This window comes from Streptomyces sp. NPDC042371 (assembly GCF_056437465.1).
Genome location: NZ_JBWKAP010000025.1, coordinates 1 through 21,170 on the forward strand (window position 1 = coordinate 1; position 21,170 = coordinate 21,170).

Here is a 21,170-nt window from a genome sequence, read left to right on the forward strand (position 1 = left end):
GGTGCAGTCCTAGACAGCTCCACCACACCGGAGGTCTTCGCCATGATCAAGCCCCGCCAGCGTTAACAACGCTCGTGATCAATACACCTAGGGCCCTAGACGGCTGCCGGGGCCGCTTCCTCCGAAGTGGTGGCCTGGGCGGCTGCCGCGCGGTCGCGCTTCTCCCTGCGGACCAGGACGACCCAGCCGATCGGGACGCCCGAGGCGAACAGCCACCACTGGACGGCGTACGCCATGTGCGGGCCGATGCTGCTGTGGTCGGGCTCGCCGATCAGCTCGGGGGAGCCGTCCTTCCCCTCGGGCGCGGACTGCTCGACGTATCCGCCGAGGACCTGCTTGCCGAGGGCGTCGGCCTGCTGGCCGCTGCTGATCAGCATGATCTGACGGTCCGGCAGCCCGCGGACGTCCTTGATGCCGCTGGCGGCGGACGTCTCGTCGGCCATCAGGCGGCCGGTGACGGTCAGCTCGCCCTTGGGGGGCGCGGGGATCTTGGGGAAGGCGGTCTGCGGGCCGTCGGCGGGGATCCAGCCGCGGTTGATGAGCAGGACCTTGCCGTCGTCGAGGACGAACGGCGTCAGGACGTGGAAGCCGACCGCGTCGTCGGAGTTGGTGCGGCGCCGCACGACGACCTCGTGCTCGGTGTCGTACGTCCCCTTGGCGCTCACCCGGCGGTAGAGATCGCCTTTGGGCACCTCGTGGCCGGGTGAGGTGAGCTTCTCGGCCGGGACGGGGTCGGCGGCCAGGGCGTCGGAGATCCGCTGGTTCTGCGCGACACGGTTCTCGTGCCGGTGCAGCTGCCAGAAACCCAGCTCGATCATCACGGGGATGAGTACGAGAGCGATGAGGGTGAGGATCACCCACTGCCGGGACAACAGGAAGCGGTACACGGCATTGACGGTACCCCGGCATGGTTCGGCCCTTGTCGGGTGGGTCCCGACGAGGGCCGGTATCCGCCGTGATCACACCCGGTCGACGATGCCCACCCGCCCTTCCGCGCGCGAGCAGTGGGCGCCGCAGTACCAGTGGCCGTCCGCCTCGACGCCCTGGCCGATGATGCGGCACCGGCAGTGCTCGCAGATGGGCGCCATGCGGTGGATGGCGCAGGAGAAGCTGTCGAAGACGTGCACGGCCCCTTGGGCGTGCACCTCGAAAGACATGCCGTAGTCGTTTCCGCAGACCTCGCAACGTGCCATGCGCCACAGGGTGGGACGCCGCGGCGGTGCGGGGCGAGCGGTCGGCGGGCGAGTCGTGCGGCAATCACCCGTCTGACGCCTGTGCGGTTACGACTCCATAGCGGGAGTCACGTCCTGGAGGAGCTGTCCGAAGGCCGCCTCGTCGATCACCGGGGTGCCGAACGAGCGGGCCTTGACCGTCTTGGAGGTGCCGGAGTCCGGGTCGTTCGTGACGAGCAGGCTGGTGAGGCGGGACACACTCGTCGCGATGTGCAGCCCGGCGTCCACCGCGCGGTCCTCCAGGAGTTCGCGCTCCACGGAGGTGTCTCCGGAGAACGCGACCCGCATGCCCTGCTTGAGTGGTTTGCCCGGTTCGTACCGCCCCGGGTTCGGGTACGGGCACGGCTGGCGCTTGCGCGAGGGGCGCCAACTTCCCGGCCGGTACGACGAGGCGGGCGTCGGGCCCGTCTGCTGGCGGCCGATGCGGGGCGCGCCGTCCGACCACTCGGTGAGCGGCCGGCACTCCAGGAGCGGCAGGCGGACGTTGTCCCCGGCCGCCGCAAGCAGGCTGGGGCGGAACGCCTCGGCGAGCACGCGCGCGTCGTCCAGGGCGTTGTGCGCGTGGCGCTGCTCCACGCCGAAGTGCGCGGCCAGGGACTCCAGCTTGTGGTTGGGCAGCGGCAGCGCCAGCTCCTTGGAGAGCGCGATGGTGCACAGGCGTTGACGCACGGGGGCCGTGCGCTCCGCGCGCGCGTACTCCCTCGCGATCATCGACCAGTCGAAGACGGCGTTGTGCGCGACGAGGACGCGGCCGTCGAGCCGGGCCGCGAACTCCTCGGCGACGTCCTTGAAGAGCGGGGCGTCCGCGAGCATCTCGCTGGTGAGGCCGTGGATCCAGACGGGGCCCGGGTCGCGCTGGGGGTTGACCAGCGTGTACCAGTGGTCCTCGATGTCTCCCCGGGCGCTCACGCGGTAGACGGCGGCCGACACTATGCGGTCGTCGCGGGCCAGGCCGGTGGTCTCCACGTCGACGACCGCGTACCCCGTTGGATACGCGGCCGGCCAGGGCACTGCGGACGCTGCGGTCGTGCGGTCTTCGAGCATGGTCCATGAGGATACGGGCCACGACCGACAGTCAGGGCGCCGGTCCGAGAAGCCCGGCCACCAGAGCCCTGACCGAGGTGGCGAAAAGTGCCTCCGGATCGAGGGGGCCCGCCAGCGCACGGGCGAGCGCACCGTCCTGCTCCGCCGCCTGCGCCGTCCACAACTCGTCCTCGCCGGGCCGCTGCAAGGGGGCCCGCTCCCGGTTGCGCTCGACCAGCACGTGGCCGACGACGTGGACCTGGACGGCGCGTACGGCCTCGGCGGCGCGGACGCCGCGCAGACCCGCCTCGTGGACCTCGTGCACCAGCGTCCGCTGGGCGGGCAGGAACATCCTCTCCGTCAGACCCCGTTCGTGGACCATCGCGACGAGGTGCGGGTGGTCCAGGAGCTGGCGGCGCAGGGCGCGGGCCACGGAGGCGACGCGCTGTGCGGGGGTGCGGCCGGTGGCGCGGATCTCACCGAGGTCGGCGAGGGTGCGCTCGACGAGGGCGTCCAGGAGCGACTCGCGGTTGCCGACGTGCCAGTAGATCGAGGTGACGGCGGTGCCGAGCTCGGCGGCGAGCGCGCGCATCGTCAGGGCCTGCGGGCCGTGCCGCTTGACGAGGCGGGCGGCGGTGGCGAGGACCGTCTCCCGGTCCAGATGCGCGCGGGGCTCCTGGGGCGGCTGGTTCCGTGCCTCTTCGCGTTGCGTCTCTTTACCCTTCACGAGTCCTGTTGTAACTGTGTTACAGAACCGCCGCAAGTCCCGCCCGCGGACCCCTCGGTCCGCGCCGACGAAGGGTGGTACGACATGGCACGCATGCGTTATGGAGCGCGCGACGAGGCGGAGATCGCCGCCGCGCGCACCGCGAGTTCCAAGCTCCCCGACATCTGGTCCACGGGTGTCGTGGCCGTCTGGGAGAGCGATCCGGATGCGGTCGCGGCGGTCCTGCCGCCACCGCTGAAGCCCACCGGGCAGCCCCTGGTGCGGGTGAACATCAGCAAGGTCGACCTGCCCGGCTATCCGCTGGGCGCGGGCTCGGTCGCCGTCGCCGCCGAGCACGGGGGAGTGCGGGGCTGGTACCCGCTGGTGATGCCGATGACCCACGAGCGGGCCCTGATCGGCGGGCGCGAGGTCTTCGGGGAGCCGAAGAAGCTCGGCGAGGTGGAGGTCGAGCGCGACGGCCTGGTGGTGAGCGCCCGCCTCGCCCGGCACGGCATCGCCTTCGTGGAGGTGCGCGGCGCGGTCAGCGGCCCCCTGCCGCTGCCGGAGCCGACCAGGAAGACCGACTTCTACTTCAAGTTCCTGCCCGCGGTGGACGGTTCGGGCTTCGACGCGGACCCCGTGCTCGTGCACTGCGTGCGCAACGAGAAGGTCCGCAAGCTGGAGGCCGTCACCGGGGACGTGGTGCTGCGCGAGTCGATGTACGACCCGGTGGCTGACCTGCCGGTGCGCTCGCTCGTCGAGATCACCATCGGCGAGAAGACCACCGACCAGCAGGGCCGCGTCGTCGAGCGCGTCGACGCGCAGGCCCTGCTGCCCTACATCCACCAGCGCTACGACGACCCCGCACAGATCCTCGACGGTCCGCCCGAGGGGAGCGCCTGAGATGGAGCTGCGCACGGGGCAGGTCGCCGTCGTCACGGGCGCGGCGAGCGGCATCGGGCTCGCCATGGCGCGCCGGTTCGCGGCGGACGGCCTGCGGGTGGTCCTCGCGGACGTCGAGGAGAGCGCCCTGGAGAAGGCGGCCGCCGCCCTGCGGGAGGACGGCGCGGCCGTGCACGCGCGCGTGGTGGACGTCGGGGTGCGCGAGCAGGTCTTCGCCCTCGCCGACGAGGCGTACGACAGGTTCGGCGCCGTCCATGTGCTGTGCAACAACGCGGGGGTCGGCTCGGGCGCCGAGGGACGCATGTGGGAGCACGAGCCGAACGACTGGAAGTGGGCCTTCGAGGTCAACGTCTGGGGCGTCTTCCACGGCATCCAGGCCTTCGTGCCCCGGATGATCGCGGGCGGCGAGGCGGGCCACGTCGTCAACACCTCGTCCGGTGACGGCGGCATCGCGCCGCTGCCCACCGCCTCCGTGTACGCGGTCACCAAGGCCGCCGTGGTGACGATGACCGAGTCGCTGTACGCGCACCTGAAGGCGGAGCACGCGCGCGTGGGTGCCTCGGTGCTCTTCCCCGGCCCCCACATGCTCCGCACCGGCCTGTGGGAGTCGCACCGCAACCGGCCGGGCCGGTACGCCAAGTCCCGCCCCCGCAGGACTCCTTACCGCAGCCTCGACCAGTGGGAGGCCGCCATGAAGGAGGCGGGCCAGGAGATCGAGTTCACGCCGGTCGAGCAGGTCGCGGACTTCGTGGCCGAGGGCATCGCGGCCGACCGCTTCTGGCTGCTTCCGGAGAGCGAGCACAGCGACCGGCAGATCAAGGCGAGGTCGCGCTCGATGCTGGACCGGGCCGACCCGGCGTACCTGGAGAGCTTCATCCTGGACTGAAGGGGCGTGTGACCGATGACCGACCAGGACCACCAGAACGAACTCGATCCCTATCTGATCATCTCCTCCGACTGCCACGCCGGGCTCCCCACCGCGGAGTACCGGCCCTACCTCGACAGCCGCTTCCACCGCCAGTTCGACGAATTCCTCGGCCAGGCGCAGGCCCGCCGCGAGGAGTCGACCCGCCTCGGCATCCGCAACGACGCCTTCGCCGAGAAGTGGTTCAACGACAACGAAGAGGGCCTGCGCGGCGGCTGGGACTCCGCGCAGCGCCTCAAGGAGCTGGACGGCGACGGGGTGGCCGCCGAGGTCGTCTTCCCCGACGCGGACGCCGTGGACAGCCAGACGGCCGCGCCCTTCGGGGTCGGGCTCGGCCTCTCCGGAGACCAGGACCCGGAGCTCGGCATGGCGGGCGCGCAGGCGCACAACCGCTGGCTCGCCGAATTCGTCGGCGGGCACGCCGAAAATGCGGCACGGCACTGCGGTGTCGCCCTGCTGCCCATCACCGGAGAGGTCGACCGGGTCGTCGCCGAGGTCCACCGGGCCAAGGAGTCGGGGCTCGGCGCGCTGATGATCCCCTCCATGTGGGTCGACAAGGCGCCCTACCACGACCGGCGTTACGACCCGGTGTGGGCCGCGGCGGCCGAGTGCGCGATGCCGGTGGTCACCCACTCCGGAGCGGCGCCCCGCCACGAGTACGGCGACCACCTCGGGATCTACGTCTCCGAAGTGACCTGGTGGCCCGCCCGGCCCCTGTGGTTCATGCTCTGGTCCGGTGTCTTCGAACGCCACCCGGGGCTGAAGTTCGGCGTCGCGGAGTCGGGCTGCTGGTGGCTGCCGAACCTCCTGTGGTTCATGGACCGCCTCTACCTGGGCGCGCACGGCGGCAAGAAGCTCTCCCCGTTCGAGGAGCTGAAGCGCCCGCCGCACGAGTACCTGGACCGGCAGCTCTTCGTCTGCGCCACCAACACCAAGCGGCGCGAGCTCGCCCAGCGGTACGAGATAGGCGTCGACAACATCCTCTGGGGCAGCGACTTCCCGCACCCCGAGGGCACCTGGCCCGACACGCGCGCGTGGCTGCGCAAGACCTTCCACGACATTCCCGTGGCGGAGAGCCGCCGCATGCTGGGCCTCGCCGCCGCCGAGGTCTTCGGCTTCGACACGGCGGAGCTCACGCCGCTGGCCCACCGCATCGGCCCGACACCCGCCGACCTCGGCCAGGACGCCGACCAGGTGTCCGTGGAGGCCTCCTGGGCGCGCTCGCGCGAGGTGGGCCGCCACTGGCTGACCGACCACGACTTCCCGGTACTGGGGGCGGACACATGAGTTCACGGCACAGCAGCGAGGACCGCTACACCGTCATCTCCGCGGACTGTCACGCGGGAGCCGATCTCCTGGACTACCGGCCGTACTTGGAGTCGCGCCACCACGACGCGTTCGACGACTGGGCGGCCACCTACGTCAATCCGTACGAGGACCTCCTCGCGGACACCGCGGACCGCAACTGGAACTCCGACCGCCGCGTCGCCGAACTGGAGGCGGACGGCATCGTCGCCGAGGTCGTCTTCCCCAACACCATCCCGCCGTTCTTCCCCTCGGCGTCCCTGATGGCCCCGGCCCCGACCCGCGAGGAGTTCGAGCAGCGCTGGGCCGGTCTGCGCGCCCACAACCGCTGGCTCGCGGACTTCTGCGCCGCCGCGCCCGGCCGCAGGGCGGGCGTCTTCCAGATCCTCCTGAACGACGTCGAGCGGGCCGTCGAGGAGATCCACCGGTCGGTGGAGGCGGGCCTGACGGGCGGCCTCATGCTGCCGGGCACCCCACCGGGGTCGGGGCTGCCCGAGCTCTACTCGGCGGCGTACGACCCGATCTGGGCGGCCTGCGCCGAACTGGGCGTGCCGGTCAACCACCACGCGGGCTCGGCATCGCCGCCGCTCGGCGAGGAACCGGCCGCGCGCGCGGTGTTCATGGTCGAGACGACGTGGTTCTCGCACCGGGCGCTGTGGCACCTCGCCTTCGGCGGGGCCTTCCGCCGCCACCCGGAGCTCAAGCTGGTCCTCACCGAGCAGGGCTCGGGATGGATCCCCGGGGTGCTCGACATGCTGGACTACTACCACGAGCGCCTGGTCGCCGCGGCCACGAAGGCGGACACGGCGGAGTCGAAGTTCGGTGCGGGCCTCGCCGATTCGATGGGCAAGGGCCCCTCCGAGGTGTGGCGCGAGAACTGCTTCGTGGGGGCCAGCTTCATGCGCCCGCACGAGGCGGCGATGCGCGACCGGATCGGCCTCGACAAGATCATGTGGGGCAGCGACTACCCGCACGACGAGGGGACCTATCCCTACTCGCGCGAGGGCCTGCGCATCTCCTACGCAGGTCTCCCCAGGGACGAGATCGCCGCCATGGTCGGCGGCAACGCGGCCCGCGTCTACGGCTTCGACCTGGAGCGGCTCGGTCAGATCGCCGCGCGCGTGGGCCCCACGACCGCGGAACTAGACGAACCCCTCAAGGAGACACCCGCCGACGCGACGAGCCCCGTGTTCGCGACGGGAGGGTCGGTACGGGTCTGGTGAGCGCGTAGCGCTTCGGGGCGGTACCCGGATACGCCCCCCGCCTCGGGTTCCTTGTGGAATCCTGGCCCGCGTCGAGCTCGTTCAGCTGGGAGGCGCGGGCCATGGGGGAGAGCAAGCGGGCGCTGATCGTCGCCGTGCCGCGCTACGAACTCGAGGAGGAGTTCCCGGACCTGACCCAGGCCGTTCACCGCGACGCGGAGCTCATCGGCGCGGCACTGCACTCCTCCGGATACAGCGTCGAGGTGCTCGGGCTCGCGCCCGACAAGCCCGCCCAACGCTCCCGCATCCGGAGCGCGATCAGTCGGATCTGCTGCACCACTCCGGGGGACGGCACCGTACTCATCCACTTCACCGGGCACGGGCTCTCTGTCGGGGGTGCCGACCATCTCGTACCCGCCGATGCCCAGTTGAGCTGGGCCGCCGAGCCGCCAGAGGTGGCGCTCGACAGCCTTATCGACCTGGACCTGACCTCGCTGCTCCAGGGGTGCCGGGCCGGCACGGTGTTGCTGACCGTCGATGCCTGCCGCGACTCGGCAGGGCCGGACGGCGGTTCGCACGGCGGCCCCGCCACCAACTTTCCATCGTGGCGCGACCGCGTCGCCGTTCTCTTCGGCTGCGGGTCCGGCCAGACCTGCGGTTCCGACGACGAGCACGGCAGTCACTTCACACGTGCGCTCGCCGAAGCGCTCGACGCCGACACCGCGCCGCGCACTGTGGCCGAGGTCATCGCGTACACGACCACCCGCACCACCGAGTTGGCCCGCGCCGCCCGGCACGAGCAGACCCCCAACCCGCACTACGCGCCGAGCGGCCCCGACGCCATCGCCTCCGCGCTGCTCTGCTCGGGGCGCACCCTCCAGGAGTCGTGGTCCACGGCTGTCCGTGACCCCGAACTGTGGGCAGCCGTGCGCTGTGACGACGAACGCCGCGCCACGCTCCAGCGGGCCCTGGTCCAGCTCACCCGGGAGTGTGCCCGGTGGTGCGGCGCCGCGACTGCCGGGGTGCACGACCCGTGGGCGGACGACGACTATCCCGTACGCGTCCTCACGAAGGGCCTGCGGCCGCTCCTCGCGCCCTCACAAACCCAAGGAGGGCCGGTCCTGGATGCGGGAGAGTTCGCCGTGCTCGCCGCGGCTCCGTTCGTGCGGGAGGCGTTGTACGCCCTCGGCGTCAAGGCGGCCGTCGCGGCCGACACCTTCCGGCTCGAACCCGCGGTCGGTGGTTCCGGGGCGGACACGGAGCGCGCGGACCTCGAACACACCTTTGCCGCACATGCGTTGATCTGGCGCAAGGGCCGCGAGCTGGCGGGACGCGGGCGCGACGATGACGCACGGGCCGTCGCCGCCTGGCTCATGCACCGGCATGTGCGGGGCAAGGAGGAGCTGTGGGACGACCTGTACGTCACCCAGCTTCTGCGTCCACTGGCCAGGGCGCTGCTCGGCGACAGCACGCCGACCGGACGCGTCGAGGAACTCGCCGACGAAATGGTGCGCGTCTGCCGGCAGACCGGGGTCGTGCCTCCCCAGCCCGGAGGCGACGACCGGGAACCGCCCTACCGCCTCACCGAGCTGGTCCGCGCGGCGTCGCCGGGCACGAGCGAGGTGACCGAGCGCTGGCGCCCCCGGGAGCTGGCCTGGTTGACCGCCGTCGCCGGACTCCTCGGCGGCGATCTGCGGGAGCTGCCCGGCGTACTCGTCGACAACATCGGTGTCACCGACGGGCTCCTACCGGCGCAGGCCGTCGCGAGCATGCGGGAGCTGCGGTGGGTCAGGGACCGCTACACCCGCACCGTCGACCTCGACCTCCAGTGCCCGCACCCCGCCGTCCACGCGGCCCTGGAGACGCTGACCGGCTGGACCGACGACGCCGTGCAGCGTGTCCGGGAGCATGCGGGACCGACGCCGGACGACCTCCTGGCGTACCTCCCCGAGCGAGTCACCTGCCGTCGGCTCGGACCTGCGTGGGACACCGCGACCAAGAACACCGTCTACGGCGTGCCGTTGATGCGCTTCGGCCTCGCCGAGGACGAGATGCGGGAGCTGCTGATGGGCACGCAGCTCTACGGAGACCCCCATCTCGCCCTGCGCGAGCTCTACCAGAACGCGCTGGATGCCTGCCGCTACCGCCAGGCGCGGCTGCGGTACGGCAAGGCACTCAAGGGCATCCCGTACTCCTGGGAGGGCGAGATCGTCTTCCGGCAGGGCGTCGACGACGCGGGCCGTCCCTACGTGGAGTGCGCGGACAACGGCGTCGGCATGGGACGTGACGCCCTGCGGGGCACCTTCTCGCGCGCGGGGCGCCGCTTCGAGCAGTCCCGTGAGTATCGCAGGGAACAGGCGCGCTGGCGTCGCGCCGACGACACGTTGCGCATTTACCCCAACAGCCGTTTCGGCGTAGGGGTGTTCAGTTACTTCATGCTGGCCGACGAGATCAGCATCCGCACACGTGCGACGGACGACTACGGCCGCCCCGAGTCGGGCCGAGGACTGCGCGTGGACATCGCCTCCAGTGGCAGCCTGTTCCGCATCAAGGGCGCGGACGAGTCCCAGCCGGGCGGCGGCACCACGGTGCGCCTTTACCTCCAGGACGACACCGTCGACGTGGCGAAGGAACTCGGCGCGCTGGTGTGGCGCACCGATTTCGCGCTGCGGGTCGAGCGGCACGGGACGACGGTGCGGAGCTGGCAGCCGGACACCCTCTACTACGAAGGCGACGCCTCGCGGGCGGTGCGGGCGACACGGGACTTGTGGTGGGTGCCGGGGCCGGGCCGACTGCTGGCGGACGGGGTGCTGGTGGGCGAGGCGGGCGAGGGGCCGGGGCAGCTGGAGTTCCATCTGCCCCGGTGGGACAGGAACGATGACAGGGGGCCCCGCGACCTCCGCCGCGACAGTTTCCCGTTCGGCTGTGCGATGGACCTCAGGGAGACACACGCGCCGGAGCTCAGTACCAGTAGAACTCGCGTCCTCTCCTACGACCAGGTGTGGGCGACCGGCGAGATCCTGCGGGCCTGCGCGCAGTTCGAGGCTCCGGAGTGGTTCTACCTGGAATGGCTCTGGGACTTCGCCCAGTGGGTGCCAGAGGGTGCCGTACGGCTGACGGAGCGGCTCATGGCCGCGGACGCCCAGGTAACGTCCGTGCTCACCTGGGATCGGACGACCCTCATCCCCTTCCGCCAGCTGGGCTTCTTCGCCAGCGATCCGGCGATCGCCGCCAAGCGCGAGGCGGAAGGATCCAGCTACTTGGTGGGGGACGACCGCTACCTGGCCTGGCGGTCCGGCATCCTGCGGGACGCCGGGATCAGGCGGGAGGAACGGACGCTGAACCTGCCGGTTCCGGACTCGATCGAGGGCTATCCGCGCCCCCGCGCCTGGGAGGCCGGTGTCCATGGGCGCGCCCTGTATGGAACCGAATTCCTGTTCCGTGCCGCCCTGCCACCGGAAACCGAGGCGTGCACTTTCGGCCAGTTGCTCATGCGGTCCAGGCGGCACGCCATCACAGGCATCGACGTGCCCGCCGCGCCCGACCTCGACGCCGCTCACTCCATGGCGCTGGACGCCGTCGACCGGCGTCTGCTGCTCGGCGGAAGGCCCCGTAGCGGGTTGTGGAGGTACTGGCTGACCGACACCGAGGAAGGCGGTATCCAGGACATAGTGTGGCTTTTGCGGTGGTTCTCCGCGGGCACGGGGCTCCCCGTGTGCGAAGCGCTGGCGCGGGCGCGGCGTTTCGCCGCCGCCGGTTTCGCCTTCCACGTCCCGGACGCCGCGGCGGAGCCGCCCGGCGATCAGCGGGCCACCCATGAGGAGCTCGACGCCCTCACCTGGCACCCGTGGTTCGCGGAATCCGGTGGCTGGCCCCTGCGAGGCAGCGGCCCGCCCCCCGGGTTCTACGCCGAGGTGCTGCGCCGCTACGCCTGGCTGGGGATGCCCGAACTACCCGCAGTCGAAGGGTTGCCCGAGGCGCCCGGGGAACGCCGGCGCAGGGAGCTCACCGACGAGGAGGAGAAGGCCTACTCCCAGCACTTCAGCCCGTACGTGTCCGACACGGAGGTCTCGCTCGTGAAGGTGGCTGTCGCGGCGGGAGCGCTGTCCCTCACGTTCGCCGAGGTCGTCGAGCGCTTCGCCGCCACGTTCGAGGTGCTGGCAATGCGGGTGCCCGACCTCGGGGACCTCGCCGGGTACACGCCCAGCAGGCTCGATTGCGAGCTGCTGCAGGCCCCTCGGCACCGCCTCCGCCTCTTCGAGACGCGGGATGGCGACACCCCCGCCCCGCTGCTCGGCACCGCGCTCGCGGTGCAGAGCGTGCAGGCGGACGCCGAGCAGGTCCGGCGGGCCCTCGCACGGCTCGCGGACGGCGGGCTCGTACAGCCCTCCGCCCCCGGACTCGTCGACAGCTGGCGGGAGCTGTCGCACGGTGACCTCACCCTCCTGCCGCACGAACTGGGTACGTCCGGTCTTCTGGAGCGGGTGAACGAAACCGGGTACACCGATGCGCAGGAGGAATTCGACACCCCCTACGGGCTCCTGGCAGCGGCCACGGCCGGGCTGCCGCTCGGACCGGCCTTCGGCCGACTGGCCGTCCTCGGCCCGCTCACCGGCTACCCCGCGCCACTGCGCCTGACGTCCCCGGAGCGACTCGCCGAAGTGCGGCCTTCCAGGGCGGACGCCGTCGCCTGCTGCTTGCGCGGTGACCGGGGCGTGGTCTGGCGTACGGAAACCGGCGTGCGCCCCTTGATCAAGCACGCGCGCGAGCTGAACCACACGCTGGGGGACAGCCTGGACACGCTCGTCCAGTACGCCGCACTGGGCGCCCCCTGGCGTGCGGTCGAGGGAGACGATCAGGCGTGGCGCGACCACCGGCCCACCGCGCACGACAGCGCCCTCTTCGAGGACGACTTGGTCGGCGACAGCGGCCCTGTCACCCCCCTCACCCTCGTCCGCGTGGCCGCCCGCTTCGGCTGGCCCGTGGACCGGGCCTGGGACAGGCTCGCGCTCTACCGCCCCTTCGGCATCGAACTCACCATGGCGCGCCCCGAGATGACGACCGTGCCGCGCTGGCAGGACCTGATCCTGCTCACCGCGCGGTACACGGGCCGCGCCCCCGCCCTCGACGGACAGGTCCCGCCCGGCCACATCGCCGTCGCAGCCCGCGAGGTCGAGGAGTCCACGCACTGGGTACGCGACCGGCTCGCCCTGTACGCCCCGCTGTTCGGCCTGGCCCTGCCCGCCGACTGCCCCGCCGAGCCCGCCCCCTACCCGCCCGCGCTCCCGTACCGGCGCGACGCGGACTGAGTCTCCGGAAGGCCCGTATGCCCGACCATCAGCCGACTCCCTTCCAGGAGGCGGAAGTCCAGCCCGTCGACGACTTCACCGTGGTGCGCTCGCCGGACGGCCGCTGGTACACCGTGACCGGCCTCTGTCCGACCTGCCGGGCCCGCACCGTCTTCCGGGTGGCCCACGGAGTGCTCGGCCCGCTCAAGAGGCGCCTGCGCCACCGGCGCGTGCCGCCCGAGCCGCTCACCGGGGCGATCCCGGTCTACTGCCAGTGCGGCTACCCGCACCCCGACCGGCCCCCGGAGTCGCCGGACGCGGGCTGCGGTGCCTTCTGGGACGTCCCAGTGCCGCCACCCGCCGAGGGCGGTGACGCGCCATGACCGACCTCACCAAGAAGCGGTTCGCCCAACTCGGGCAGCAGCTCCAGCTCGACCAGCTGAGCGCCGTCCGCACGCAGGCCGAGGGCTGGCGCAACGGGCTCGCCGGACTCACGGGCCTGGTAGGCGTCGTCTTCGTACTGAAGGGGCGGGAATCCGTCGCGGGCCTTCCCGCGGCCTGGCGCTGGTGCACCGCCGCCCTGCTCGTGTCGGCCTTCGCGCTGCTCCTGGCGGGGGCCCTCCGCGCGGTGCGGGCCGCGCACGGCCAGTTGGGCGCGCAGACCTGGCTCACCGGCGACCGGCTCTTCACGGCCGTACTCGACGAGGTCGAGCGGACCCAGGATGCGCTTACGACCGCGCGGCGCTGCTCCGTGGCCGGGTTGTGCGCGATCGTCGCGGCGATCGCGGTGAGCTGGACCGTGCCCCTGGAGGAACCGACGGGTGGGAAGGGGGCGGCGGGCCGGGGAAGGCCGACGGCGCCGTACGTCCTCGTGGAGACCCGGCACGGCACCCGCTGTGGGGAGTTCGTGGCGAGCGACGACCGGGGTGTGCTGCTGGTCTCCAAGAGGGCGGCGAAGTCCGATGGGCCTTCCCGGCAGCGGATCCCCGCCGACGAGGTGCGCTCGGTCACGGCCGTCCCGCGGTGTTGAGTGCGGGACGGCGTGCCCCGGCGGACGGGTGGTGGCCGGGGTGAGACCCTCCCCGGGTGAGTGACCGGACAGAACCTCCCGACCACGACGAGGCGCACGGCGGCGCCCTCGGATCCCGGCTCAACTGGCTGCGGGCCGCCGTCCTCGGCGCCAACGACGGCATCGTCTCCACCGCGGGACTCGTCGTCGGTGTCGCGGGTGCCACCGACGACCGCGGCGCACTGCTCACCGCGGGCCTCGCCGGGCTGCTCGCGGGGTCCATGTCCATGGCCGCGGGCGAGTACGTCTCCGTCTCCACCCAGCGCGACTCGGAGAAGGCCGCCCTGGCCATGGAGAAGCGCGAGCTGCGCGAGCAGCCGGAGGCGGAACTGGCCGAGCTGACCGAGCTGCTTGCGGAGCGCGGGCTCAGCCGTGAGGTGGCGCGCGAGGCCGCGGAGCAGCTCACCGAGCGGGACGCGCTGCGGGCCCACGCGCGCGTGGAGCTCGGCATCGACCCGGACGCGCTCACCAACCCCTGGCACGCCGCGTGGGCCAGCTTCGTCGCCTTCACCGTGGGCGCGCTGCTTCCGCTGCTCGCCATCGTGCTGCCGCCCACGGACTGGCGGCTCGGCGTCACGGTGCTCTCCGTCCTCGCGGCCCTTGCCCTCACGGGCTGGAGCAGTGCCCGCCTCGGCGGGGCGGACGTGCGCCGCGCGGTGCTGCGGAACATGGCGGGCGGGGCGCTCGCGATGGCGGTCACCTATGGGGCCGGGGCACTGCTGGGTGCGGTCGGTGTTTGAGGCGGCGCCTTTGGTGAGGATCACCAACATCCACACACGTACCGTCGGTAATACTTGTCGGTAACAACCCCTAGTCGTGGGCCGACAGCCGTTCTACCGTGCACGCATGTCCCCGAACCTGCCCGATGTCGTGCTGTGGTCCATCCCGGCCTTCGTGCTGCTCACCGTCGTCGAGATCGTGAGCCACCGGATCCATCCCGACGACGATGCCGTGGGGTACGAGACCAAGGACGCCGCGACCAGCATCACCATGGGGCTCGGCAGCCTCGTCTTCGACTTCCTGTGGAAGATCCCCATCGTCGCGATCTACTCGGGCGTCTACGCACTGACACCGCTGAGCGTGCCCGTCCTGTGGTGGACGGTTCCGCTGATGCTGCTCGGACAGGACTTCTTCTACTACTGGTCGCACCGAGGCCACCACGTGATCCGCGTCCTGTGGGCCTGCCACGTGGTGCACCACTCCAGCGAGAAGTTCAACCTCACCACCGCGCTCCGCCAGCCCTGGACGAGCCTGACGGTGTGGCCGTTCTACCTGCCGCTGATCGCCCTCGGCGTCCACCCGGCGGCGCTCGCGTTCTGCTCGTCCGCCAACCTGGTCTACCAGTTCTGGATCCACACCGAGCGCATCGGGAAGCTGCCCCGCCCCTTCGAGTACGTCTTCAACACGCCCTCGCACCACCGCGTGCACCACGCCTCCCAGGGCGGCTACCTCGACCGCAACTTCGGCGGCATCCTCATCATCTGGGACCGCGTGTTCGGCTCGTGGGTGGCCGAGACCGACCGCCCCGTGTACGGCCTCACGAAGAACATCCACACGTACAACCCCCTGCGCGTGGCGACCCACGAGTACGCCGCCATCGCCAAGGACCTGAAGGCGGCCACCGGCTGGCGCGAGCGGGCCGGACGGATCTTCCGCGGCCCCGGCTGGCAGCCCGCGGCGCCCGCGACCGCTGAGGCCCCTGAGGCGCCCCAGGCCGCCCTGCCCGCCTCCGACGCGGCCGTCCCGGAGCGCGCGGCGTGACGGGACGGCCCTCGCCGCGGCTGCTCCTCGGCGCCTTCGGCGTCGCCGCGCTCGGCGACCTCCTCGCGCTCCTCGCGGACTTCGGCCCCGGCCACGCCGTCTGCAAGCCGCTGCTCATGCCGCTCCTTGCGGCGTACGTGGCCGCCCGGCGCGGGCCCCGGCTGCTCGTCGCCGCCCTCCTCTTCGGCTGGGGCGGCGACACCTTCCTGCTCTTCGACGCCGAGCCGGCCTTCCTGGCCGGGATGGGCTCGTTCGCCGCGGGGCACGTCTGCTACCTCGTGCTCTTCAAGCGGTACGGAACCGGAGCGCCCCGCGCGCGTGGGGCGGGCCTCGTGGCCGTGTACGCCCTCGCGCTCATCGGCACCGTGGCGCTGCTCTGGCCCGACCTCCCTGCCGACATGCGGGGGCCCGTTGCGGGCTACAGCCTGCTGCTCACCGCCATGGCGTTCGGCGCGACCACGCTCGGACCCACGGCGGGCGCGGGCGGGGCGCTGTTCCTGCTCTCGGACACCCTCATCGCGACCGGCGTCGCCGAGTGGCCCCAGCTGCCCCGGCCCGACTTCGCGATCATGCTCACGTACATCGCGGCCCAGTACCTGCTGTCCGGGGGAGTGCTTGCGGCGGCCGGGCGGACCGCGCCGGAGGTCACCAGCGAATCGGTACCGGCACCGCGGTGAGCAGCGCGGACAGCACCACGACGACGCCCAGCGCGATCACTTCCCCGCGCGCGGGAACGTAGGCGGAGACGCGGTCCGCCGTGCGGCGCAGCCTGCGGCGGGCCAGCAGCGCGAGCAGCGCGACGGCCAGCACGAGCAGCACCTTGGCGAGCAGGGTGCGGCCGTAGGCCGTCCCGGTGAGCTGGTCGACGACCGTGCTCGCGGGCATCCGGCGCAGCGTGCTGCACACCCCCGTCGCCGTGATCGCGGCGAACAGGACGGCGGCCACGCGCGCGTAGAGCCCCAGTACCGCGACGGCCTGCTCCGGAGAGGACGTCCGCCACCGGCGCAGCATGCGCAGGACGTACAGCAGACCGCCCGCCCACAGCGCACCGCACGTCAGATGGACGAGCGTGAGACCGCTGCCCAGGAGCGGGCTGTCCTCCACCGGAGGGTGGGCCCGCAGCGCCTCCGCGACGATCACCGCGGCCAACGGGAGCACCGCCCCCGACGGACGCCGTGAACGGGCGCACAGCGCGGCCACGATGAACGCGTTGACCTCCAGGAGGGCCAGCCGCCCGTCCCGGGTGTCGTACAGCCGCCCGATGTCCAGGTCGGAGAGCTCCTGCGGGACCAGGTTGCCGTTCGCCACGATCGCCGCGAGCCCCAGCGCCGCGACGCATCCCGCCCAGGCCGCGTACGACGACCAGCTGCGCGGCGCCCGGTCGAGCGGCGCCCCCGGCACCCGGCGGGCGAGCCGGGTCGCGAACACCTCGCCCAGCTGCACGCACAGGGCGGCGAACAGGACCGCCCGCAGGAGCGTGATCCCGGCCGTGCCGGGCGCGCGGGCCTCACCGGTGCCCTGCAGCGCCACCGAAGGGCCGAGCAGGGGGATCAGCGCGGCGACGGCCACGAGGACGAGCACGGCGGCGGCGCGGCCCACGGAGGGGCGGTGGCGCGGGGCGCGGTGCGGGACGGGGGCGGTGGCCGGTATACCGGGCGCGGCATCGCCTCCGGGCTCGACGGACGGTCGTATGGGGCTCACTACAAGATCTTCACCAGGGCTCCCGGCGGCGGGCAAGTCCTGAGGGACAACTGGCGCAAAGGTGTTCCGATCGGACCGAGTCACTCATCTCCACCCGAGTCCCTCTCGGGTCAACTGCTCGCCGACCACCACAGCCTGACCGACTTCTCCGGCTCCGAGGGCCGCAGCTCCCATCCCTGCGCGGTCGCGGCCTGGACGACGTAGTGCCCGCCGCAGCCCCGGTAGGCGCGCCGCGGGATCTCGCACTCGGAGACCGGCATCGACTTGTTGGGTACGCGAGGGGCCGTCGCCTTGGCCGTCCACTTGGCGAGCAGCTTGTCGACCTCCGCGCGGTAGTGGTCGGCGTCCCCCTCGTGGCGTACCTCGGACCAGAGCACGCACCAGCGGGGCAGGGTGAAGACGCGGCCCAGCGTCCGGTCCATGAACCGGTCGAACGCCTTCTCGTGCGACGAGCTCACCGCGGCGATCACCTCGGTGACCAGGCCGATGGCGAGGGTGCCGAGGAACATCGCGATCCCGAACACGACCCAGAACGGCATGAGCAGCACAGTGCCGACGAACCGGGTCACCAGCTGCCACCGGGGGCGGGTGGGCCACGCCACCCAGTGCTCCGTGCCGGAGACGACGAACTCGGAGTTTCTGTACTCGTACATGACACAGGATCCTCTCGTGGAGCGACAGGAAAGGGCCGGGCGGCCCCCAAGCCGCCCGGCCCGACCCGTCGCGCCGTGGTGCTACTTGCGCACGGCGTCCAGCGCGTCGGCCATGCCCGCGCCGTAGAAGCCGTTCTTGTTCCTGCCGCCCTCGCAGACCGCGTCGACCTTGCCGTCACCGTCGTAGTCGTACGGATCGGTGCACGCCATCGCGTCCGCCTGGCGGTAGAGCAGCGCCTTGATCCGCGCCGCCGAGGCGTGCGGATGCGTCGACTTCAGCAGCGCGGCCACGCCCGCGGCGTGCGGCGACGCCATCGACGTACCGGCCTTGTAGCCGAACTTGCCGCCCGGCAGCGTCGACAGGATCCTGCCGTCCACGGCCGGTGCGTTCGGCGCCTGGTACTTCGTGGAGTCACCGCCGGGCGCCGTGATGTCGACGACGCCGTTGCCGTAGTTCGAGTACGACGACTTGAGGCCCTTCGCGCCGGTGGCCGAGACCGTCACGACACCGGGAAGCTGCGACGGAAGGTCGAGGCAGTCCTTGGTCTTGACGGTCCGCGGCACCGGGGTGGTGTCGTCGGGGCTCGACTCGTCGAGGATCTCGTCCTGGGCGAGGTCGGTCTTGGCGTTGCCCGCGGCCGCGACGTTCACCGCGCCCTTGCGCTCCGCGTACTTGGAGGCCCGCCCGACCGCGTCGACCAGCGCCTTCTGGTCGTCGTCGGTCTTGCAGTTGAACAGCCACGGGTCGGTGTAGTAGCTGCTGTTGGTGACGTCGACGCCGTGGTCTGCGGCCCACACGAAGCCGCAGACCACGGCCTCCGTGTAGTACATGCCGGTGGCGGGCTCGGCCACCTTCAGGCTCGCGACCTTGACGCCCGGCGCGACGCCGGTGACGCCGGTGCCGTTCTTCGCCGCGGCGATGGTGCCCGCCACGTGCATGCCGTGGTCGCTCTCGTTGGCCACGGGACGCCACGCGTCGTCCTTCTGGACGGGCACGCCGCCCAGGCAGCTCGCGGACGCCCGGCGGTCGAAGTTCGGCGCGATGTCGGGGTGCGTGTCGTCGACCCCGGAGTCGAGCACGCCGACGGTGACCTTGCTGCTGCCGAGCGAGATCTCGTGCGCCTTGTCCGCCTTCATGGCGGGCAGGTCCCACTGCAGCGGCTCGAGCTCGTCCTGGCCCGCCGACGCCTTGCCCGCCGCGGCCTTCGCCTCATCGGCGGTCAGCGGCCGCTCCGACTCCAGGGCGTCGTCGGCCTGCGCCGACAGCGGGGCAGTCCGCGTCGCGCCCGCCGAGTCGACGCCCTTGACCTTGCGGATCGTCTTCGCGAAGTCGGGGTTCGCCGAGTGGACGACGATGACGCCGATCCGGTCGTACGCGATGACGACGTCACCGCCCGCCTTGGCGATGGCCTTCTTCGCGCGCTCCGAACTCCCCTTGCCGGGGCGGACGTTCACGACGTAGCTCATCGACGCGGCATCCGATGCGGTGGACCCCGCGGCCGCCGAGGCGGAGGCAGGGGCGTCCGGCATCGCCGCGGGCCTGGCCGAGGCCGTCCCCGGCAGGAAGGCGACGGCCGAGACCATCGCGACGCCGAGCGGCAGGGCCAGCGCGCGGCGCGAGCGCAGGAAGGCCGCCGCCGATATGTGGGACTTGTTCACGTTCTGTCTCCCCGTCACTTCTTCTTCACGGCGTCGAGCGCGTCGACGAGCCCACTGCCGTAGAAGCTGTTGTCGTGCTTGCCGCCGCTCTGGCAGACCGCGTCGACGTCGCCGTCACCGTCGGGGTCGTACGGACCGGACGGGCAGTCGAGCTTGTCGGCCTGCTTCTTCAGGAGCCGCTGCACCTCGGCGGGGCTCGCCTTGGGGTGCGTGGACTTGATCAGCGCGGCGACGCCCGAGGCGTGCGGCGCGGCCATCGAGGTGCCCTGCAGCCAGCCGTACTCGCCGCCCGGCATGGTGGAGAGGATGCGGCCGTTCTTCGACGGGGTGTCGGCCGGGATCTGGAACTTGTCGCCGCCAGGGGCGGCGATGTCGACGACGCCCTTGCCGTAGCTGGAGTAGATCGACTTCAGGTTCTGCACACCCGTCGCGCTGGTGGTGACGACGCCCGGCAGCTGGGTCGGCACGTCGAGGCACTCGTGCGGGTCGATGGTGCGGGGCACCGGAGTGGAGTCGTCCGGGCTGGAGTCGTCGACGATCGCGTCGGAGTCCAGGTCGTGGTTGGAGTTGCCCGCGGAGGCGACGTTCAGGGTGCCCTTCTTCTGGGCGTACAGCTGCGCGCGGTTGACCGAGTCGAGGATCGCCTTCTGGTCCGGGTCGTCCTTGCAGTTGTACAGCCACGGGTCCACGTAGTAGCTGTTGTTGGTGACCTCGACGCTGTGCTCGGCGGCGAACACGAAGGCGCAGACCACGTTCTCCGGGTAGAACAGCTCGTCGACCGGGTCGGCCACCCTGATGGCCGAGACCTTGACGCCGGGCGCCACGCCCGCGACGCCGACGCCGTTGCGCGCGGCGGCGATCTCACCGGCCACGTGCGTGCCGTGGTAGCTGTCCTTCGACGACGGGCGCCAGGCCCCCGCCGAGGTGTCCGCCTTGCCGCCGACACAGCTCGCGGACTGCGAGGGCGAGAAGTTGGCCGCGAGGTCGGGGTGGGTGTCGTCGATGCCGGTGTCGATCACGGCGACGGTGACCTTCTTGCTGCCCGGGTTGATCTTCGCGGCCTTGTCGGCGCCTATCGCGCGCAGGTCCCACTGGTCCGCTTCCATCGGCTCGGCGCCCGGGGCGGCGCTCCGCTTCAGGGCCTTGGCCTCGGCCTTCGAGAGCAGCTTCGCCTTGCCGTCGTCCGTGGTTCCCGCGGCCTTCAGCGGCGACGTGTGGGTCGCGCCCGCGGACTGGACACCGCGTACGTCACGTATCTGCTTGCCGAAATCGGGGTTCGACGAGTGCGCGACGATGACGCCGATCTTCTCGTGCGTGACGACGACAGAGCCACCGGCCCTGGCTATCGCCTTCTTGACGTACGCGAGCGTCTTGCGGTCCGTGCGGGTGTTGACGACGTACGCGAAGACGGGGGCGTCCGCCGCGGCCTTCGCCGACACGGGGGCGGGCGACTCGCCGGTGGCCGCGGTCGCGGCGCCGGGCACGAAGCCGACCGAGGCGGCGAGCGCGAGACCGAGCGGCACGATCAGTGCCGCGCGACGTCTGGAACGCAGATGAGCCATGGGATCTCCACATCATCCGGAGACGGAACCGTATGCGGAATTGCATACGGAACTGCCCGAACACGACTGGTGCTCGGGCAGGTACATGACGGGCCGTTCAGGGTGAAGCTAACCCCGAAGCTCCCAGGCCAGCAATGACTTACCGAAGAAATGGGGGAGTTCGACCACGTCGCACACGTCG

The 21,170-nt window shown here is 71.7% G+C and carries 18 protein-coding genes; 10 read left to right on the forward strand and 8 right to left on the reverse strand.

Annotation, left to right across the window (positions count from 1 at the left end; all coding sequences use genetic code 11):
• Positions 1-95 precede the first annotated feature (95 nt).
• From AC068B_RS40270 to AC068B_RS40285, 4 genes are all read right to left on the reverse strand, one after another.
• On the reverse strand, positions 96-887 hold the full coding sequence (locus AC068B_RS40270) for an SURF1 family cytochrome oxidase biogenesis protein (protein WP_478676430.1): 792 nt from the start codon (positions 885-887) through the stop codon (positions 96-98).
• A 72-nt stretch (positions 888-959) separates the two neighbouring features.
• A complete protein-coding gene (locus AC068B_RS40275) occupies positions 960-1,193 on the reverse strand; it encodes a hypothetical protein (protein ID WP_356268456.1) in 234 nt (77 codons plus the stop codon).
• Between the two features lie 87 nt (positions 1,194-1,280).
• Complete coding sequence (locus AC068B_RS40280; protein WP_478676431.1) at positions 1,281-2,276, reverse strand: DEDDh family exonuclease; 996 nt, start codon at positions 2,274-2,276, stop codon at positions 1,281-1,283.
• 31 nt (positions 2,277-2,307) lie between these two features.
• Positions 2,308-2,982 (reverse strand): TetR/AcrR family transcriptional regulator, encoded by a 675-nt coding sequence (locus AC068B_RS40285; protein WP_478676432.1) that lies wholly within the window; start codon positions 2,980-2,982, stop codon positions 2,308-2,310.
• Positions 2,983-3,066: 84 nt separating this feature from the next.
• On the opposite strand from AC068B_RS40285, the gene AC068B_RS40290 reads away from it, so the two are divergent.
• The 10 genes from AC068B_RS40290 to AC068B_RS40335 all read left to right on the forward strand — a co-directional run bounded on the left by AC068B_RS40290 (position 3,067) and on the right by AC068B_RS40335 (position 16,091).
• Positions 3,067-3,864, forward strand: a complete 798-nt coding sequence (locus tag AC068B_RS40290) for an acetoacetate decarboxylase family protein (RefSeq protein WP_478676433.1) — start codon at positions 3,067-3,069, stop codon at positions 3,862-3,864.
• Position 3,865: 1 nt separating this feature from the next.
• Entirely contained in the window at positions 3,866-4,750 is an 885-nt protein-coding gene (locus AC068B_RS40295; RefSeq protein WP_478676434.1) for an SDR family NAD(P)-dependent oxidoreductase, read from the forward strand.
• Between the two features lie 15 nt (positions 4,751-4,765).
• Positions 4,766-6,076, forward strand: coding sequence for an amidohydrolase family protein (locus AC068B_RS40300; protein WP_478676435.1), 1,311 nt, complete (start codon positions 4,766-4,768; stop codon positions 6,074-6,076).
• Complete coding sequence (locus AC068B_RS40305; protein ID WP_478676436.1) at positions 6,073-7,317, forward strand: amidohydrolase family protein; 1,245 nt, start codon at positions 6,073-6,075, stop codon at positions 7,315-7,317. Before AC068B_RS40300 ends, AC068B_RS40305 begins: the two co-directional genes overlap by 4 nt.
• A gap of 101 nt (positions 7,318-7,418) precedes the next feature.
• Positions 7,419-12,605, forward strand: coding sequence for an HD domain-containing protein (locus AC068B_RS40310; RefSeq protein ID WP_478676437.1), 5,187 nt, complete (start codon positions 7,419-7,421; stop codon positions 12,603-12,605).
• Positions 12,606-12,622: 17 nt separating this feature from the next.
• A complete protein-coding gene (locus AC068B_RS40315; protein ID WP_478676438.1) occupies positions 12,623-12,967 on the forward strand; it encodes a hypothetical protein in 345 nt (114 codons plus the stop codon).
• Positions 12,964-13,614, forward strand: coding sequence for a hypothetical protein (locus tag AC068B_RS40320; RefSeq protein WP_478676439.1), 651 nt, complete (start codon positions 12,964-12,966; stop codon positions 13,612-13,614). Before AC068B_RS40315 ends, AC068B_RS40320 begins: the two co-directional genes overlap by 4 nt.
• A gap of 56 nt (positions 13,615-13,670) precedes the next feature.
• On the forward strand, positions 13,671-14,393 hold the full coding sequence (locus AC068B_RS40325) for a VIT1/CCC1 transporter family protein (RefSeq protein WP_478676440.1): 723 nt from the start codon (positions 13,671-13,673) through the stop codon (positions 14,391-14,393).
• A gap of 106 nt (positions 14,394-14,499) precedes the next feature.
• A complete protein-coding gene (locus AC068B_RS40330; RefSeq protein ID WP_478676441.1) occupies positions 14,500-15,414 on the forward strand; it encodes a sterol desaturase family protein in 915 nt (304 codons plus the stop codon).
• Positions 15,411-16,091, forward strand: a complete 681-nt coding sequence (locus AC068B_RS40335) for a lysoplasmalogenase (RefSeq protein ID WP_478676442.1) — start codon at positions 15,411-15,413, stop codon at positions 16,089-16,091. Before AC068B_RS40330 ends, AC068B_RS40335 begins: the two co-directional genes overlap by 4 nt.
• Here AC068B_RS40335 and AC068B_RS40340 read toward each other — a convergent pair.
• The 4 genes from AC068B_RS40340 to AC068B_RS40355 form a co-directional block, all read right to left on the reverse strand.
• Positions 16,060-17,115 carry a CopD family protein gene (locus AC068B_RS40340; RefSeq protein ID WP_478676443.1) on the reverse strand — a complete coding sequence of 352 codons (1,056 nt, stop codon included), beginning with the start codon at positions 17,113-17,115 and terminating at the stop codon, positions 16,060-16,062. The two genes, AC068B_RS40335 and AC068B_RS40340, sit on opposite strands and share 32 nt — an antisense overlap.
• Positions 17,116-17,225: 110 nt before the next feature.
• Positions 17,226-17,768 (reverse strand): hypothetical protein, encoded by a 543-nt coding sequence (locus AC068B_RS40345; protein WP_478676444.1) that lies wholly within the window; start codon positions 17,766-17,768, stop codon positions 17,226-17,228.
• Positions 17,769-17,849: 81 nt separating this feature from the next.
• Positions 17,850-19,352 carry a S8 family peptidase gene (locus AC068B_RS40350; RefSeq protein WP_478676464.1) on the reverse strand — a complete coding sequence of 501 codons (1,503 nt, stop codon included), beginning with the start codon at positions 19,350-19,352 and terminating at the stop codon, positions 17,850-17,852.
• An 89-nt stretch (positions 19,353-19,441) separates the two neighbouring features.
• Positions 19,442-20,989, reverse strand: a complete 1,548-nt coding sequence (locus AC068B_RS40355) for a S8 family peptidase (protein ID WP_478676445.1) — start codon at positions 20,987-20,989, stop codon at positions 19,442-19,444.
• Positions 20,990-21,170 lie beyond the last annotated feature (181 nt).

Excerpts from the sequence above, each read along its gene's own strand:
- AC068B_RS40355 (WP_478676445.1), bottom strand. The coding sequence starts at position 20,989 with ATGGCTCATCTGCGTTCCAGACGTCGCGCGGCACTGATCGTGCCGCTC.
- AC068B_RS40315 (WP_478676438.1), top strand. The coding sequence starts at position 12,623 with ATGCCCGACCATCAGCCGACTCCCTTCCAGGAGGCGGAAGTCCAGCCC.
- AC068B_RS40305 (WP_478676436.1), top strand. The coding sequence starts at position 6,073 with ATGAGTTCACGGCACAGCAGCGAGGACCGCTACACCGTCATCTCCGCG.
- AC068B_RS40295 (WP_478676434.1), top strand. The coding sequence starts at position 3,866 with ATGGAGCTGCGCACGGGGCAGGTCGCCGTCGTCACGGGCGCGGCGAGC.
- AC068B_RS40275 (WP_356268456.1), bottom strand. The coding sequence starts at position 1,193 with ATGGCACGTTGCGAGGTCTGCGGAAACGACTACGGCATGTCTTTCGAG.
- AC068B_RS40345 (WP_478676444.1), bottom strand. The coding sequence starts at position 17,768 with ATGTACGAGTACAGAAACTCCGAGTTCGTCGTCTCCGGCACGGAGCAC.
- AC068B_RS40320 (WP_478676439.1), top strand. The coding sequence starts at position 12,964 with ATGACCGACCTCACCAAGAAGCGGTTCGCCCAACTCGGGCAGCAGCTC.
- AC068B_RS40330 (WP_478676441.1), top strand. The coding sequence starts at position 14,500 with ATGTCCCCGAACCTGCCCGATGTCGTGCTGTGGTCCATCCCGGCCTTC.
- AC068B_RS40350 (WP_478676464.1), bottom strand. The coding sequence starts at position 19,352 with ATGGTCTCGGCCGTCGCCTTCCTGCCGGGGACGGCCTCGGCCAGGCCC.
- AC068B_RS40300 (WP_478676435.1), top strand. The coding sequence starts at position 4,766 with ATGACCGACCAGGACCACCAGAACGAACTCGATCCCTATCTGATCATC.
- AC068B_RS40290 (WP_478676433.1), top strand. The coding sequence starts at position 3,067 with ATGGCACGCATGCGTTATGGAGCGCGCGACGAGGCGGAGATCGCCGCC.
- AC068B_RS40310 (WP_478676437.1), top strand. The coding sequence starts at position 7,419 with ATGGGGGAGAGCAAGCGGGCGCTGATCGTCGCCGTGCCGCGCTACGAA.
- AC068B_RS40280 (WP_478676431.1), bottom strand. The coding sequence starts at position 2,276 with ATGCTCGAAGACCGCACGACCGCAGCGTCCGCAGTGCCCTGGCCGGCC.